17 protein-coding genes and 3 pseudogenes are annotated in these 15,211 nt (G+C 65.3%); 10 read left to right on the top strand and 10 right to left on the bottom strand.

Annotation, left to right across the window (positions count from 1 at the left end; all coding sequences use genetic code 11):
- Window positions 1-279: 279 nt before the first annotated feature.
- On the bottom strand, window positions 280-762 hold the full coding sequence (locus tag ACQKPE_RS18600) for a phage infection protein (protein WP_427668092.1): 483 nt from the start codon (window positions 760-762) through the stop codon (window positions 280-282).
- Between the two features lie 276 nt (window positions 763-1,038).
- Window positions 1,039-2,457, bottom strand: a complete 1,419-nt coding sequence (locus tag ACQKPE_RS18595) for a PLP-dependent aminotransferase family protein (RefSeq protein ID WP_427668091.1) — start codon at window positions 2,455-2,457, stop codon at window positions 1,039-1,041.
- A 94-nt stretch (window positions 2,458-2,551) separates the two neighbouring features.
- Between ACQKPE_RS18595 and ACQKPE_RS18590 the strand changes: the two genes are divergently transcribed.
- The 3 genes from ACQKPE_RS18590 to ACQKPE_RS18580 are packed head-to-tail and all read left to right on the top strand — an operon-like array spanning window position 2,552 to window position 4,604.
- Window positions 2,552-2,983 (top strand): GNAT family N-acetyltransferase, encoded by a 432-nt coding sequence (locus ACQKPE_RS18590; protein ID WP_427668090.1) that lies wholly within the window; start codon window positions 2,552-2,554, stop codon window positions 2,981-2,983.
- 14 nt (window positions 2,984-2,997) lie between these two features.
- Entirely contained in the window at window positions 2,998-3,609 is a 612-nt protein-coding gene (locus ACQKPE_RS18585) for an FMN-dependent NADH-azoreductase (RefSeq protein WP_427668089.1), read from the top strand.
- Window positions 3,606-4,604, top strand: a complete 999-nt coding sequence (locus ACQKPE_RS18580; protein ID WP_427668088.1) for a hypothetical protein — start codon at window positions 3,606-3,608, stop codon at window positions 4,602-4,604. Before ACQKPE_RS18585 ends, ACQKPE_RS18580 begins: the two co-directional genes overlap by 4 nt.
- A 37-nt stretch (window positions 4,605-4,641) precedes the next feature.
- On the opposite strand, the gene ACQKPE_RS18575 is transcribed toward ACQKPE_RS18580, so the two are convergent.
- Genes ACQKPE_RS18575 through ACQKPE_RS18565 form a run of 3 tightly spaced genes read right to left on the bottom strand, consistent with a single transcriptional unit; the run spans window position 4,642 to window position 5,928 of the window.
- Entirely contained in the window at window positions 4,642-4,923 is a 282-nt protein-coding gene (locus ACQKPE_RS18575) for a Rho-binding antiterminator (protein ID WP_427668087.1), read from the bottom strand.
- Window positions 4,924-4,933: 10 nt separating this feature from the next.
- Complete coding sequence (locus ACQKPE_RS18570) at window positions 4,934-5,188, bottom strand: DUF2024 family protein (RefSeq protein ID WP_427668086.1); 255 nt, start codon at window positions 5,186-5,188, stop codon at window positions 4,934-4,936.
- Window positions 5,188-5,928 carry a hypothetical protein gene (locus ACQKPE_RS18565; RefSeq protein WP_427668085.1) on the bottom strand — a complete coding sequence of 247 codons (741 nt, stop codon included), beginning with the start codon at window positions 5,926-5,928 and terminating at the stop codon, window positions 5,188-5,190. Before ACQKPE_RS18565 ends, ACQKPE_RS18570 begins: the two co-directional genes overlap by 1 nt.
- A 114-nt stretch (window positions 5,929-6,042) precedes the next feature.
- On the opposite strand from ACQKPE_RS18565, the gene ACQKPE_RS18560 reads away from it, so the two are divergent.
- The 3 genes from ACQKPE_RS18560 to ACQKPE_RS18550 all read left to right on the top strand — a co-directional run bounded on the left by ACQKPE_RS18560 (window position 6,043) and on the right by ACQKPE_RS18550 (window position 8,663).
- On the top strand, window positions 6,043-6,609 hold the full coding sequence (locus ACQKPE_RS18560; RefSeq protein WP_427668084.1) for a MarR family winged helix-turn-helix transcriptional regulator: 567 nt from the start codon (window positions 6,043-6,045) through the stop codon (window positions 6,607-6,609).
- 80 nt (window positions 6,610-6,689) lie between these two features.
- A complete protein-coding gene (locus ACQKPE_RS18555) occupies window positions 6,690-7,163 on the top strand; it encodes a helix-turn-helix domain-containing protein (RefSeq protein WP_427668083.1) in 474 nt (157 codons plus the stop codon).
- A 63-nt stretch (window positions 7,164-7,226) separates the two neighbouring features.
- On the top strand, window positions 7,227-8,663 hold the full coding sequence (locus ACQKPE_RS18550; RefSeq protein ID WP_427668082.1) for a catalase: 1,437 nt from the start codon (window positions 7,227-7,229) through the stop codon (window positions 8,661-8,663).
- 12 nt (window positions 8,664-8,675) lie between these two features.
- On the opposite strand, the gene ACQKPE_RS18545 is transcribed toward ACQKPE_RS18550, so the two are convergent.
- Window positions 8,676-9,506 (bottom strand): helix-turn-helix domain-containing protein, encoded by an 831-nt coding sequence (locus ACQKPE_RS18545; protein ID WP_427668081.1) that lies wholly within the window; start codon window positions 9,504-9,506, stop codon window positions 8,676-8,678.
- Window positions 9,507-9,625: 119 nt separating this feature from the next.
- On the opposite strand from ACQKPE_RS18545, the pseudogene ACQKPE_RS18540 reads away from it, so the two are divergent.
- Window positions 9,626-10,336: pseudogene (locus ACQKPE_RS18540) on the top strand (cysteine hydrolase family protein).
- Between the two features lie 125 nt (window positions 10,337-10,461).
- Here ACQKPE_RS18540 and ACQKPE_RS18535 read toward each other — a convergent pair.
- Window positions 10,462-11,364, bottom strand: a complete 903-nt coding sequence (locus ACQKPE_RS18535; protein WP_427668080.1) for a LysR substrate-binding domain-containing protein — start codon at window positions 11,362-11,364, stop codon at window positions 10,462-10,464.
- A gap of 62 nt (window positions 11,365-11,426) precedes the next feature.
- On the opposite strand from ACQKPE_RS18535, the gene ACQKPE_RS18530 reads away from it, so the two are divergent.
- Window positions 11,427-12,200 (top strand): SDR family oxidoreductase, encoded by a 774-nt coding sequence (locus ACQKPE_RS18530; protein ID WP_427668079.1) that lies wholly within the window; start codon window positions 11,427-11,429, stop codon window positions 12,198-12,200.
- Window positions 12,201-12,297: 97 nt separating this feature from the next.
- Here the strand turns inward: ACQKPE_RS18530 and ACQKPE_RS18525 are convergent, their stop codons facing one another.
- The 3 genes from ACQKPE_RS18525 to ACQKPE_RS18515 all read right to left on the bottom strand — a co-directional run bounded on the left by ACQKPE_RS18525 (window position 12,298) and on the right by ACQKPE_RS18515 (window position 14,147).
- The gene (locus ACQKPE_RS18525; protein WP_427668078.1) at window positions 12,298-13,005 is read right to left on the bottom strand and encodes an anti-sigma factor; all 708 of its coding nucleotides are present in this window, start codon (window positions 13,003-13,005) and stop codon (window positions 12,298-12,300) included.
- Entirely contained in the window at window positions 13,002-13,520 is a 519-nt protein-coding gene (locus ACQKPE_RS18520) for a sigma-70 family RNA polymerase sigma factor (protein ID WP_427668106.1), read from the bottom strand. Before ACQKPE_RS18520 ends, ACQKPE_RS18525 begins: the two co-directional genes overlap by 4 nt.
- Window positions 13,521-13,622: 102 nt before the next feature.
- On the bottom strand, window positions 13,623-14,147 hold the full coding sequence (locus ACQKPE_RS18515; RefSeq protein ID WP_427668077.1) for a DUF3455 domain-containing protein: 525 nt from the start codon (window positions 14,145-14,147) through the stop codon (window positions 13,623-13,625).
- A 203-nt stretch (window positions 14,148-14,350) separates the two neighbouring features.
- On the opposite strand from ACQKPE_RS18515, the pseudogene ACQKPE_RS18510 reads away from it, so the two are divergent.
- A pseudogene (locus ACQKPE_RS18510) lies at window positions 14,351-15,112 on the top strand (OsmC family protein); the annotation flags it as partial.
- A gap of 3 nt (window positions 15,113-15,115) precedes the next feature.
- Window positions 15,116-15,211, top strand: a pseudogene (locus ACQKPE_RS18505) (hydroxyacylglutathione hydrolase C-terminal domain-containing protein); the annotation flags it as partial.

Genomic DNA, 15,211 nt, shown 5'->3' with positions numbered 1-15,211 from the left:
TGCCAGTGATGGGTAGCCTGGCGGCCGGCTCTGTACGAAGAGCCTTGATACTGGGTCATGCTGCGTTGAAAACAGCCTGACGCGCCAGCCCGGTCGGAATGCTCATTTACTTCAGGAAAGTAGAGCGCGACCCCGGCCGTTCCTCGGCTGTTTTCGCCTTGCATGACCTGCGTATCAAGACTTTCTGCAAAGCCTGGAAAAAACGAAGCCCGGTCAATGGACCGGGCTTTGGAGGGGAACACGCTTGGTAGGTCAAGTGGTCGGTTTCAGCCATAAGGGTTAGCTCACACGGCTGAGTTCGACCAGACGATCCGAGCCACCTTCGGCGACGCTGCGCTGATTCAGTACTTCGGCACCGCTGTCGGCAACACGGTTGTTGCGCTCTTGCAGACGTTCTGCACCACCTTCGGCAACGCGGTTGTTACGTTCGATCAGACGGTCGGAACCACCTTCGGCAACGCGATTGTTGCGCTCGATCAGACGGTCAGAACCACCTTCGGCAACACGGTTGTTACGCTCGATCAGACGGTCAGAACCACCTTCGGCAACACGGTTGTTACGCTCGATCAGACGATCAGAACCACCTTCGGCAACGCGGTTGTTACGTTCGATCAGACGATCCGAACCACCTTCGGCCAACGAGTTCAGCGGCTGGGAGATCGCCGCAGCGCTGGAGTGTGCTTGTTGATCGTTGGCTGGCAGGGCGAAGGCATTGGCAGCCAGGATGGACAGACTCAGGCTCAGCAGCAGTTGGCGTTTCATGATTCGGTGCTCCTCGTGGGACGCTGGAAAGTGGGTACGAGGGCAATGCTACTCTTAGTAACTTAATAGAGAAGTTCATAAGGCTAATGGTGACCATCGACGCTTTTGATGGGGCGCAGGATGGCTCTAGATAGGGTGTTTCAGGGCTAGCCTAACCACGTTTGGGCCTATGCCTTCGAAGTCTCGGCCATAACAAACTCGCAAAAAAGCTATGCCGTCATGGTCTCGCTGGCTTGTTCCATGCGGTGTTCGCGACTACAAGAGCCTAGGTGCTCACTAGATGTCCCCCCACACCCTCGCCAGCCGCCGTACCGCCTCTTGCGCCTGTTGCGCCGTGGTGAAGTTGGCAAACCCCATCAACAGCCCCTGGTGTTCCCCCGGCCGCAGGCTCCAGTCACTCAACGCATGTACCGCCAGGCCCTCGGCCTGGGCGGCAGTGGCCAGCGCCTGGTCGCCGGGCGCACCGTGCAGCTGTGCCAGCACATGCAGGCCGCCGGCCTGGGGCTGCACGTGCAGGCGCTTCCCCAGCTGGCTGTCCAGCGCTTGCAGCAAGTAGTGGTGGCGAGTGGCGTAGAGCCCGCGCATACGGCTCAGGTGGCGGGCGAAATGGCCCTGGCCGATGAAGTCCGCCGTGGTCGCCTGGGGCACGATCGAGCCGGGGCCGGGCAGGTGCTCGGCGCTGGCGCGAAAGCGCTCGACCTGGCAACCCGGCACCACCAGGTAGGCCAGGCGCAGGCCCGGGAACAGCACCTTGCTGAAGGTGCCGGTATACAAGACGCGGCCGTCGTGGTCGAGGCTCTTCAGCGCGGGCAGGGGGCGGCCGTGGTAGCGGAACTCGCTGTCGTAGTCGTCTTCGATGACCCACGCCTTGGCCTGTGCGGCCCAGGCCAGCAAGGCCTGGCGCCGTGGCAGCGACAAGGCCATGCCCATCGGGCTCTGGTGGGTCGGGGTGACCACCGCGAAGCGTGCATCGCCGGCCTCGCGTTGACCGTGCGCCACGTCCAGGCCCTGGGCGTCGACCGGCACCGGCTGCAAGCGCATGCCGGCGCGTTCGAGGAACTGCCGGGCGTACAGGTAGCCCGGTTCTTCGAACCAGCCCAGGTCCCCTGGGTGCAGCAGCGTACGGCACACCAGCTCCAGCGCCCCGCGATAACCGGCGGTGACGAACACCTGCTCGTGGCTACAGGCAATACCGCGAGAGATGCCCAGATAGGTGGCGATGGCTTGGCGCAGCTCGAGCAGGCCGCAGGCAGGCGGGGCGAACAGGCCCTGGTTGCCGAGGTTGCGCTGGTTGCGCGCGGCCAGGCGCGCCCAGGTTTTGCGCGGGAAGGCGTCCAGTGCGGGGAGGCCGAGGCGGAACGCTGGCGGTTCCAGGTTGGGCGTGGTTGTGGGGGCCATTGCGGGTGACAGCACATGGCTGGCGGGCTTGGCTTCGACTTGCGGCGTGAGCCCAGGCGCAATGCGCGTGCCCGCCGCCCCCTGGCCGATGAAATAGCCTTCGCCGACCAGCATCTGGTAGGCCAGCTCCACGGTGCCGCGTGCCAGGTTCAGCTCGCTGGCCAGGCTGCGCACCGAGGGCACGCGATCGCCCGGGCGCAGCTTGCCGGTGGCGATCGCCTGGCGGTAGCGCTGGTACAGCTGCAGGTAGAGCGGCGCGGTGTGGGTGCGGTCGGGCTTTAGGTGTTGCAGGTCCATGGCGGAATGTCCCATTCGATTGAGTCGTTCTTGCACCTGTCGACTGGGTCATGATGTTCCTAGAGTGGGCGCCTCGCCACAAGAGTGCCGCACCATGAATCCCTTCCAATTGAGCCATGCCGAGAACGACGCGCAGTACCAGGCGTGCTTCGCGGTGATGCGCGAGTTGCGCCCGCACCTGGCCGATGCCGCCAGTTTCAGCGCCCAGGTCCAGCGCCAGATCGGGCAGGGCTACCGCCTGTTGGTGGCCTGGCAGGACGGCCAGGCCAAGGCCTTGGCGGGCTACCGCCTCCAGGAAAACCTGTTGTTCGGGCGCTTCTTGTATGTCGACGACCTGGTAGCCAGTACCGAGAGCCGTCGTCATGGCCTGGGGGCCCGGCTGATCGATGCCTTGCGCGAGTTGGGCCGTGAGCAGGGCTGCGCGCACCTGGTGCTCGACACCGCCTTGGCCAACGCCCTGGGCCAGCGCTTCTACTACCGCCAGGGCCTGCTGGCCAAGGCGCTGAACTTCAGCCAACCCCTGTAACCTGGAGCGTTCGCATGAACATCCTGCATATCGATTGCAGCCCGCGTACCGGTTCGCTTAGCCGTCGCCTGTCGGCGGCGGTGGTGGCGCACCTGTGCGAGGCGACCTCGCAAGCCTCGGTCAGCCGGCGTGACCTGGGGCATGCGCCCATCCCACACATCGACGACGAATACATGCAGCGCCTGCTGGCGCTACAGGTGCAGCCGCACCCCGCCATGGCCCTTTCCGACGAACTGATCGCCGAGCTTGCGCACGCCGATGTGCTGGTGATCGGCACACCGATGGCCAACCTGGGCGTGCCCTCGGTGTTCAAGGCGTGGATCGACCAGGTGATGCGGGTAGGGCGCACCATCGGCCGTTCGCCTGACGGGCAGAAGATCGGCCTGCTGCGTGACCGTCCGGTGTACATCGCCATCGCTGCTGGCGGCCACTTCAGTGGCCAGCTGGCGAACCAGCCCGACTTTCTCACCCCATACGTGCGAGCGGCGTTTGCCAGCATCGGTCTGCATTCGCTGCATTTCCTGGCGCTGCAAGGCACCGCGCGACTCGACGCCGAGCAACTGCGCGAAGCCGAACAGCAACTGCTGGCGAGCCTTGCCCACGCCATGACGGGAGAGGTTTCATGACCAACCTGCACACGCAAGCGCTCGAACGGTCGCCATCGAAGGTGGTGGTTTGGTTACCGTTGCTGGCCACCTTGGGTTACCCCTTCCTGCTGATGCTGTTCCACACCCAGATCAACCAAGGCAACGGCCCGGCGGCGGTTTTGCTGCTGCTGGTTGCCAGTGCGGTGCCGTTGCTGGGCATGCTCGTCGCCAGCCGACCGGGGTTGCCGTTGGGCCTGCGCCGACTGGCCTACGCCTGCGTGGTGGCGCCAACCTTGTACGTGTTCCTTGGGGTCGTGCAGGCGTTGCTGGGTAGCAGCTTGCCAGACCCATTGGTGTGGTGCGTGCTGTGGTCGTTGGCGGCGCTGTTGGCGGCACGTCGGGGCAGGGTGTTGGAGACCGAGCGGCAGCTACGGCCCGGCCTGGGCCGCTGGCGGGTGGCCCATGGCATCAGTGCACTGGTGCTGTGCCTCTACGTGTTGTTCCACCTGGGCAACCACCTCACCGGCCTGGTCGGCCCGGCACTGCATGCCGAGGTGATGGATGCAGGGCGGACGGTCTACCGGGCGTGGTTCATCGAGCCGCTGCTGGTGCTGGCGTTCGTCTTCCAGGCGGTGAGCGGGTTGTACCTGGCCTGGCACTGGAGCGCTAAGCGCCAGGACCTGTTGCGCACCTTCCAGATCGCCACCGGGGTGTACCTGGCGGTGTTCGTGCTCGGGCACATGAACTCGGTGTTCATCTATGCCCGGACCTACCTGGGTATTCCCACCGACTGGAATTTCGCCACCGGCGCCCCGACCGGGCTGCTGCTCGACCCCTGGAACATCAGGCTGGTGCCGCACTACACGCTGGGCGTGTTCTTCGTCCTCGGCCATCTGCTGGCGGGGCTGCGGGTGGTACTGGAGGCGCATGGTGTAGCGCCGGGGCGGGTGCGGGGTCTGTGGTATGGCGGGATGTTCGCGAGTGCGTTGGTGGCGCTGGCGATCATCGCGGGAATGCTGGGGCTGCGGCTTTGATAGCGAGCACTCGCTATCAAAGCGTCGCAGCATGACCTCAGAACGCGCAGACCCTACCGGCAAGCTCCAGGCGCGTGAAGCTTGCCCCAGGGTCCAGCGCAGTGACTGCCAGCAACTGGTCCAGGCGCACTTCATGCCGCTGGCCTTGCAGGTCGAACACCAGAAACTCTTCCTTGCTTGGCGCCGTGCGGGTGGTCAGCGCCGTGGCGCTGAAGCCTGGGCCGTCGAGCAGTTCGACCTGCAACCGGTAGCCGCGCATGCAGGCGATTTCCAGATAGTCATGCAGGTCGCAGTCCAGTGGCTGGTAGCGGTTGTCCATGGCAGGCCTCCTAGCAGCCTTGCAGCGGGATGATGAAATAACCCTGGCGGGCGATGGCCGCGTCCACCTCGGGGTTGCCCGGTTCGCTGTGGCAGAACAGGCACTGGCTCTGCTGCACATCGGCCTCTTGCACACCGCGTTCAGCCATCCACTCGCGGGCATGGCGGGCGGCGCGCTCGCGGTCGGTGCCCTCGATCAACACATCGAAATGCAGGTAGCGGCCGTCACGGGTGCGTACGTGGGTATCGAAGACACTGACGTTCATCACTTGTTCTCCTTCCAGGTAGCGGGCAGTGACAGGTCGCCCGAGGCCACGTCCCATACGCTGGTCACGCACAACAGCGGGTTGTGAAGGTCGGCATTGACTTGCAGCGCGGCAGTCACGCCGTCGTAGTTGAAGCTTTTCGGAAAGCCCACTGCCGACAGCGGCACGCGGATCTGCGCGGCGTCGTTCTTCACGCTCAGGTCGTAGCCGGGGGAGTCGATGTAGATCGGCGCGCCGGGCCAGGTAGCTGGCAGCTTGGGCTTGGCGCCTTCGGGAATGTCCCGCACCTTCAGGCCCGACGGGCCGCAGCTGGCGTCCTTGCTCAGCACCACCCAGTGCGAGTGCCACAGGCCGCCGTCGTTGGCCTTGTTGCCGTCGCCGTTTTCATCCAGCTGCGGGGTGTCGTCGAAGTCTGGATGCGAGGTGAGCGCCAGGGCGAGGATGCCCGAGCCCGGTTCGAAGCCGACCGCGCCGCTGTCCAGGCTGGTGGGCCATACGTAGCTGTACACCTCGGCACCGGCAAAGCTGCCCTTGGCGCTGGGCACGCGGCTGCCGGCCTTGCCATCGACCAACTGCTCGAACACCAGCTGGTCGCCGTCCTTGAAGACACGGGTGTGCACCAGGTCGAAGGCGGCTTCGACCTTGGGGCTCTTGTCGCTGTGGATGCCACCCGGGCCATGGGCCCAGGCGGAGCCGGTGAGCAGGGCAGCAAGGGTGAGGGCAAGCGGGGCGTATTTCATCAAGGGGCTCCTGTGGATTTTGGTATCGAATCGATACTTTAAAACAGGCTACGCCCAAATAGGCCTTTGTCAATATGGTTTTTAGTCGATACTATATTTCGACAGGAGCGCTACATGACCGACACCCACCTCTTCGACTTGCTCGAACGGCTTTCCAGCCTGACCCGCATCTGGTTCCGCCAGCACCCGCTGCTGGCCGACCTGCAGCCGATCCAGCTCAGTGCGCTGATGTACCTGGCGCGCTGCAACCGCTATTCCAATACGCCCCTGGCCGTGACCGACTACCTGGGCCTGACCAAGGGCACGGTGTCGCAATCGCTCAAGGCCCTGGAGGCCAAGGGGTTGCTGGTCAAGACCCAGGATGCGCACGACCGGCGCAGCGTGCACCTGCAACTCACCGACAGCGCCCGCGCGCTGCTCGACGCCTTGCTGCCGCCGAGCTTCCTGGCCGACGGCCTGGCGCGCATGGGGGAACAGGGCGAGCAGTTGCAGGGGCTTTTGGGGGAGCTGCTGACCCAGGTGCAACGCAGCAGCGATGTGCCGGGTTTTGGTCTGTGCGCCACCTGCCGTTTCCACCGGACCGTCGATGGCCAGCCGTTCTGCGGCCTGACCCAGGAGCCCCTGGACGCAGGCGATGCCGCCTTGATCTGCCGCGAGCACCAGCCGCCCAAGGCCGCCTGAATGCGGCATTTCGTCCTGTGCTCTCGCGGTTGGCCGAAGTGCATCTAGACTGATGCTTCGCACATTGCCGAGGGCCTGTCATGAACCAGTTGGTCTGCGCAGATTTCGACGAGTTTCAAGAGGCCTTCTACAGTGCCCAGGGGCAGTTCCTGCTGCGTCCACGCAAGCCAGACGGCGCGGTCGACGCGCAGCACCAGCGCATTCTGCAAAGCGCCTTGGCGCTGGTTCACGGCGGCACCGACCTGCCGTTGCACCTGGCCGACCTGTGCAAGGTGTGCAACACCTCCGAGCGCACCTTGCGCAACCTGTTCACCCGCCACCTGGGCATGAGCCCGCACCGCTACCTGATGCTGCACCGCTTGCACGTCATTCGCGGGGCGATTCTCAAGGCCAGGCCGGGCGAAACCCTCACCGATATCTGCGCGCGCCATGGCGTCTGGGATTTTGGCCGCTTCGCCGGGCAGTACCAGCGCCAGTTCGGTGAGTTGCCCTCGCAGTCGCTGCGCCAACGCTGCCTACTGCCCACCGATGGCAGGTTTGCCGATTTTACGTAGCCGGTCGTCGGGCAGTATCGGCAGCATCCAGAAAAATACCTGAACGAGCCTGAGGAGTCTGCGATGTCCGAGAAACGCCTGACCAACGCCACCGGTGCCCCGGTGGTCGACAACCTCAATATCCAGACCGCCGGCCCGCGCGGCCCGGCATTGCTGCAGGACATCTGGCTGATCGAGAAACTGGCGCACTTCGACCGCGAGGTGATTCCCGAGCGGCGCATGCACGCCAAGGGGGCAGGGGCCTACGGCACCTTCACCGTGACCGGCGACATCACCCGCTTCAGCCGCGCCAGCCTGTTCGCCGAGGTGGGCAAGCAGACGCCGGTGTTCGTGCGTTTCTCCACCGTGGCCGGCGAGCGTGGCGCGGCCGATGCCGAGCGGGACATCCGCGGCTTCGCGGTGAAGTTCTATACCGATGAAGGCAACTGGGACCTGGTGGGCAACAACACCCCCGTATTCTTCTTCCGCGACCCGCTGCGTTTCACCGACCTCAACCACGCGGTCAAGCGCGACCCACGCACGGGCCTGCGCAGCGCCACCAACAACTGGGACTTCTGGAGCCTGCTGCCCGAGGCGCTGCACCAGGTCACCATCGTCATGAGCGACCGCGGCATCCCGCGCAGCTACCGGCACATGCATGGCTTCGGTAGCCATACTTTCAGCCTGGTCAACGCGGCCAACGAGCGGGTGTGGGTCAAGTTCCACCTGCGTTGCCAGCAGGGCATCGAGAACCTCAGCGATGCCGAAGCCCAAGTGGTGGTCGGACAGGACCGGGAAAGCAATCTGCGCGACCTGTACGAGTCGATCGAGCAGGGCGATTGCCCGCGCTGGACCCTGTGCGTGCAGGTCATGACCGAAGCCCAGGCCAACCAGCACAAGCACAACCCGTTCGACCTCACCAAGGTCTGGCCCCATGGCGACTACCCGCTGATCGAAGTGGGCGTGATGGAGCTCAACCGCAACCCCGACAACCATTTCGCCGAGGTCGAGCAGTCGGCGTTCTCGCCGGCCAACGTGGTGCCTGGCATCGGTTTTTCGCCCGACAAGATGCTGCAGGCGCGGTTGTTCTCCTATGGCGACACCCAGCGTTATCGCCTGGGGGTGAACTTCAACCATATTCCGGTCAACGCCCCGCGCTGCCCGTACCACAGCTACCACCGCGACGGCCAGATGCGCACCGATGGCAACCAGGGTTCGACCATCGCCCATTACCCCAACAGCCAGGGTGTCTGGGAAGACAGCCAGGAGCTGCGCGAGCCGCCGTTGCCGCTCGAAGGCAGCGCGACCAACTGGGACCACCGCGTCGACGTTGACCACTTCGAGCAACCCGGCGACCTGTTCCGCCTGATGAGCCCGGCGCAACGCCAGGCGCTGTTCGACAACACCGCACGGGCCATGGGCGATGCACCCGATGAGATCAAGCGTCGGCATGTGGGCAACTGCACCAAGGCCGACCCGGCCTATGGCGCGGGCGTAGCCCTGGCGCTGGGGCTCGGTTGAGCCGCTAGGGTTTCACCCAGGTTGCCGCTGACCCTTGAGCCACTCGGTCGGCGGCAGCCCCATCTCCTGCACGAAGGCACGGGTCAGCGCCGCTTGCGAGCTGTAGCCCACCGCGTCGGCCACCACCTTCAGCGCAACGCCCTGGCGGATCAGGTCGCAGGCCAGCTTGATGCGCCAGGCGGCCAGGTAGGCGATCGGCGTCAGGCCCACCACCTTGTGGAACTGCGCGGCGAAGGTCGAGCGTGACAGGCATGCACGTTCGGCCAGGCTCGCCAGGGTCCAGTTCTCTTGCGGCTCGCTGTGCATGGCCTGCAACGCCTTGCCCAGGCGCGGGTCGAGCACCGCGCACAGGCTGCCGCGGCTGATCGAGCCGCGGGCAATGGCCTGGCGCACCAGCACGATGAAAATGTATTCGAACAACACCTCCAGGCCCTTGCGGTAGCCGGCCTGCTGCCCCTGGAGTTCCGCCAGCAGCGCCTCGATCACCGGCACCACCGCGCCCAGTTCGTGGAACGGGAAGATCAGGGTGTCGGTGACGCCCAGGGGCGATGCGCGGCCCATGCTGGTGCCGAAGGCGAAGGTGGCGCAGATGATTTCGGCGCGTTGGCCCTCCAGCGGTTGCAGGCGATAGCGGCAGGTACTGGGGCACAGCAGCACGCTCGGGCCGTCCAGTTCCAGGCGTGGGTGGCCGTCGCGCACCAGGGCCAGGCCGCCGTGGGCGACGATATGGATCAGCGCTGTGCCTTCGGGCTTTTGGATATCCAGGGTTTCGCGCACGTTGCCTGCGTAGAACAGCTGCCCGCGCAGGTTGATGCGTTCGAAGAACTGCGACAGTGCATCCATTGTGGAGTCCGGGCAAAAGAATCGGGACGCTGGGGCAAAAGCCGAACCCGGCGCGCAGGCAACATGGTGCTCACTTGGCAGCACGGCCAAGAGGTTATTTCAATCGGAGGACCGTCACAATGAGCAGCACCCTGAACCCGCTGTACCAGGACCCGGCCGAACCTGCGCTGCCGAGCACCGGTTTCACCCTCGACCCCCGCCGCGCCGCGCTGGTGGTGATCGACCCGCAGATCGACTTCCTCAGCCCCAAGGGCGTCACCTAGCCGTACTTCGGCGAATGCATCGAGGAACTGGGCACCGTCGACAACCTGGGCCGGCTGTTCGCCGCCGCCAAGCGCGCCGAGCTGACCGTGGCCATTTCGCCGCACTATTACTACCCCTGCGACCATGCATGGCAGCACGGCGGGCCGCTGGAAAAGATGATGCACGGCATCGACATGTTTGCCCGCAAGGGGCCGTTGACGCTGGAAGGTTTCGACGGTTCGGGCGCCGACTTCATGCCGCAGTTCAAACCGTTCATTCTCGACGGGCGCACGGTGATCTGCTCGCCGCACAAGGTGTATGGCCCGCAGACCAACGACCTGACCTTGCAGCTGCGCAAGCACGGTGTGTCCCAGGTGATCCTTGCCGGCATGTCGGCCAACCTGTGCGTGGAGTCGCACCTGCGCGACCTGATCGAGCAAGGCTTCGAGGTGGTGGTGGTTCGCGATGCCACGGCTGGTGCACGCCTGCCCGAGGGCGATGCCTACCTGGCGGCGCTGGTCAACTTCCGCTTCCTGGCCAATGCCCTGTGGAGCACTGAGCAGGTGCTGGAGCAACTGGCGGGTTGAAGGGCAGGAGATAGTCCCCTAATTCGCAATAACACGTCCTTTTTTGTCCTGCTTATCGCGACGATACATGGCGCTTACCCTGTGTGCATTCCAACACAGGCAAGCGCCTCATGCACATTCCGTCGTCATTCCCGCTGCGCCGCCACCTCGCGGGCCAGGGCCAGAAACGCCTTCATGCCCGCCGACAGGTTGCGCCTGCCTGGGTAGTACAGGCACAGGCCCGGCAGCGGCGGTGTCCAGTCCTCCAGCACACGCAACAGGCGGCCGCTGGCCAGGTCGTCGCGCACGTCCTGCTCCATGAAATAACCCAGGCCAACCCCGGCCAGCACCGCCGCACGCGCAAGGCTCGCTTCATCCAGGGTGATCGGGCCTTGCACCTCGATCTGCTGCGCCTGGTCGCCCTGACTGAAGCGCCAGCGGTACAACGCGCCATCGGGCAAGCGCACACGGATGCAGCGGTGCTGTTGCAGGTCGACCGGCAGCCTCGGCGTGCCGTGCGCTTGCAGGTACTGGTGGCTTGCGACCACCGCGTAGCGCTGTGCCTGGCCCAGGTGCACGCGGATCATGTCGCTGGGCACCAGGTTCGCCACCCGTACGCCCAGGTCGAAGCCGTCGGCGACGATATCCACCAGGCGACCTTCGGTCACCAGGTCTACCTGCATCTGCGGGTAGCGCTGCAGGAACTCCAGCACCAGCGGCGCCATGATCTCCCGCGCAGCGAAGGCCGCAGCGTTGATGCGCAGGGTGCCGGTGGGCTGTTCGCGCTGCTCGCGTACCACCTCCAGCGCATCGCGCACCTCACCCAGCGCCGGGCCCACCTGCGCGACGAACAGCCGCCCGGCATCGGTCAGCGACACGCTGCGTGTGGTGCGGTTGAACAGGCGTACGCCCAGGTTCGCCTCGAGCTTGCCGATGGCGTTGCTCAGCGCCGTGGTGGACATGCCTAGGTCGATGGCTGCCGCGCGGAAGCTGCCACGGCGGGCGATGGCCAGGACGGCGTCCAGGTCGTTGAGGCTGAGGCGTTCCATGGTGGCGGCTCGTCTGGGCAAAGCACCGATTCTATCTGTATTCACTCACCGAGGATTCAACGATGAACCTGCAACTGCAAGACAAACGCGTATTGGTCACCGGCGGCAGCAAAGGCCTGGGCAGGGCCACGGTCGAACTGTTCGAGGCACTGGGCGCCCAGGTACTGACCTGCGCCCGGCAACGCCCGGCCGACATGCCGTCGGCGCGTTTCGTCGAGGCTGACCTCACTACCTTGCAAGGCTGCGAGGCGTTGGCAGGCGAGGTGCAGCGCCAACTGGGCGGCGTGGATGTGGTCGTGCATGTGCTGGGCGGCTCCAGTGCGCCGGGCGGCGGCGTGCTGGCGCTGGACGAAGAACAGTGGCGCAACGAGCTCGACCTGAACCTGTTCCCGGCCGTGCGCCTGGACCGCCTGCTGCTGCCGGGCCTGCTCGCCCAGGGGCGTGGGGTGATCGTGCATGTCTCATCGATCCAGCGTGTGCTGCCACTGCCCGAGGCCACCACGGCCTACGCGGCGGCGAAGGCGGCGCTGTCGACCTACAGCAAGAGCTTGTCCAAGGAGGTTTCGCCCAAAGGGGTGCGGGTGGTGAGCGTGGCGCCGGGGTGGATCGAGACCGAGGCCTCCGTGGCCCTGGCTGAGCGCCTGGCCTTGCAGGCCGGTACCGACTATGAGGGTGGCAAGCGCATCGTCATGCAGTCGCTGGGCGGCATCCCGCTGGGGCGCCCGGCGCTGCCGAGTGAGGTGGCCAACGTGATCGCCTTCGTCGCCTCGCCGCTGGCGGCGTCGATCACCGGGACCGAGTTTGTCGTCGATGGTGGGACGGTGCCGACGGTGTAGTGGGGAAGGCGGCGCCTGGCACCGGCCCTGCCGGTGCTAGTCAACGCAGCGCGTCAGACTTCCCTTACGCTGAATGCAGCGCAAGGGCACTCCAGCGTCAGATCACCTTCACCGCCCGCCCGATGAATTGGATAGGCCCGGTAGGCTTGCCGGTCGGCGAGCCGGTCGGGGCTTCGAGGGTCAGCTCGAACAGCTGGTTGGGCGCCAGGGGAGGGAGCTTGTGCAGCGGCACCGAGAGAATTTCCCCCGGCTTGACCAGCCCCAGCGAAACCGGGCCTTGCCAGTCCTCGCCCTTGGTCCAGAACTCCAGCGCCTTGTCGCTTGGAACCGGGGTGTCGCCAAGGGGAATCAGCTGGATCTCCCGAGGGTCGGACGCCTGCACCACCCAGCCCGGCGCCTGGCTGTTGGGCGCTACCAGCACCACCAGGTAGGTGGTTTGTGGTTTGGGTGCGATCAGTAAGGTCACCGCCAAGGCCAGCGCGGCGGCTACGCTGGCGGCGGTCAGCCCGCGCCAAAGGGCCAGGCGGTCCCACCATGAAGTCGTTGGCAACGGGGACGCTTTTTCGGCGCCAAGGCTGCGCTGGATGCGTTGCCAAAGCTGTGGGGCAGGGGGCTGCGGTTCGGCCAACTCGGTCAGCTCGAACAGGCGCCGCTCCCAGGCATCCACCGCGCTGCGCAGCTGCGCGTCATGGCCCAGGCGCTGCTCGAGTTCAGCCCGTTGCTGCGCCGACAAGGTGCCCAGCACATACTCACCCGCCAACTGGTCGAGGCTGTCGGGCTGTTCATCATCACGCTCGATGCTCATCCCATGCACTCCCGCAGCGCCGCCAGGCTGCGCTTGATCCAGGCTTTCACCGTACCCAGCGGCGTGTTGAGCCGTTGGGCGATTTCCGCATGCGAGCAGCCGTCTACATAGGCATGCAGGATGCAATTGCGCCGCGCAGGTTCCAACCGCTCCAGGCAATGCTGGATGCGGCTGGACGGCAGCTCGAAGTCCGGCGTGCTGGTCGGCTCCTGCACATCGTCGACCGCCACTTCCCGGGCACTGTCACGTACATGGTTCAGTGCCAGGTGGCGCGTGATGCTGTACACCCAGCCCCGTGCCGAACCGCGCGCCGGGTCGAAGCTGGCGGCGCGGTTCCACACGCGAATGAAGGTGTCGTGCACGATGTCCTCGGCCAGCCCGCGATCACGCGCGATGCGCAAGGCCACGCCCAGCAGCCGGGCGCTTTCCTGCTGGTACAACGCGCGCAGGGCTTGCCGCTCGTGCCGCGCGCAGGCGGCGAGGCACGCTTCGTAGTCGAAACTGGGTTCAGGCAAGGACAAAGTGGCGCGCTCGTCGACGGGTGATGTTCGCCCCGGCCGCCTGGGCCGGGTTTTGCCAAGAGCGTAGACCACTTTGCCTCACCACGAACCCGCGCTTCAGTTTGCCGCCCAGAAGATGTAGTCGGCCTGGTACTTGACCACTTCCTGCTTGCCCTTGGTGGCGGTGGTGCAGGCGCTGCTCGGGGCTACGCCGCCTTTGGTGGCCAGGCGCTGGATATAAGCCACGCCGTTCATCGCGCCCTGGCCTTCGGCGGGGTTGGCCTTGACCAGCTGGAACGGAATGTCGCCCGTGCCAGCCGGTGCAACTGCCAACTGGGTGCCGGTGACTTTCGAACCGTCCTTGGCCTGCCAGGTGGCGGGCGGGCCGAAGTAGCTGCCAACGGCCTTGCCGCTGCGGTCGTTGAGCACCGCTTTCGGCCCGACGAAGGTCCACTCGGTCTGGCCGGCGGCGTTCGGCTTGTCGCGGCATTCGTAGGTGATCTCGCCGACGCCGACGGTTTCCAGCATCACTTTGTGGCCTTCTGGGACCTTGACGGCATCGGGTACGGAGGCGGCGTGCACGGTGAACGAAAGGCTGCCTGCGAGCAGGGCAGTGGCCAGGGAACGAGGCATGTGGTTCATGGCGGTATCTCCTTATGGGAATGGGCAGCCGCAGGGCTGCTACCGGGTACTACCCGCCAGCCAGGGGTTTGGATGCAGTCGCTTGAAAAAAATTATTCGAGCTTGGCGCAGGGCCGTTCGCCTCTGTCTGAAAGGGCAAGACTTCCCCCGGCGAAACCCGGATAATCGCGGCCATTTCGTTTTGCTGCTACCCGGTGCCCCGCATGGAAATCAAGGTCAACTTTCTCGACAACCTCCGCCTCGAAGCCAAGTTCGACGACTTCACGGTGATTGCCGACCAACCGATCCGCTACAAGGGTGACGGTTCGGCGCCGGGGCCGTTCGACTATTTCCTGGCGTCCTCGGCACTGTGCGCGGCGTACTTCGTCAAACTGTACTGCCAGACCCGCGACATCCCCACCGAGAACATCCGCCTGTCGCAGAACAACATCGTCGACCCCGAGAACCGCTACAACCAGACCTTCAAGATCCAGGTCGAGCTGCCAGCGGACATCAGCGAGAAGGACCGCCAGGGTATCCTGCGTTCGATCGACCGCTGCACGGTGAAGAAAGTGGTGCAGGCCGGGCCCGAGTTCATCATCGAGGAAGTCGACAACCTCGATGCCGACGCCCAGGGTCTGCTGGTGCTCGATGCGGACCCGGCCGCCAGCACCTACATCCTTGGCAAGGACCTGCCGCTGGAGCAGACCATCGCCAATATGTCTGGCCTGCTGGCGGGCCTGGGCATGAAGATCGAAGTCGCCTCCTGGCGCAACATCGTGCCCAACGTCTGGTCGCTGCACCTGCGCGATGCCCATTCCTCGATGTGCTTCACCAACGGCAAGGGCGCCACCAAGGAGAGCGCCCTGGCCTCGGCGCTGGGCGAGTTCATCGAGCGGCTGAACTGCAACTTCTTCTACAACGACCAGTTCTGGGGCGAGGAAATCGCCAACGCGCCGTTCGTGCATTACCCCAACGAGCGTTGGTTCATGCCCGAGCAAACCCAGGTGTACTGCGCCCATGAATACACCTTGAGCAACCTGCGCTTCGCCAAGGCGGTAGAACCCCAGAACCCGCACGTTCTC

Source organism: Pseudomonas sp. NPDC089554 (assembly GCF_050280645.1).
Lineage (GTDB): Bacteria > Pseudomonadota > Gammaproteobacteria > Pseudomonadales > Pseudomonadaceae > Aquipseudomonas.
This window is presented reverse-complemented; position numbering and strand designations above follow the sequence as displayed.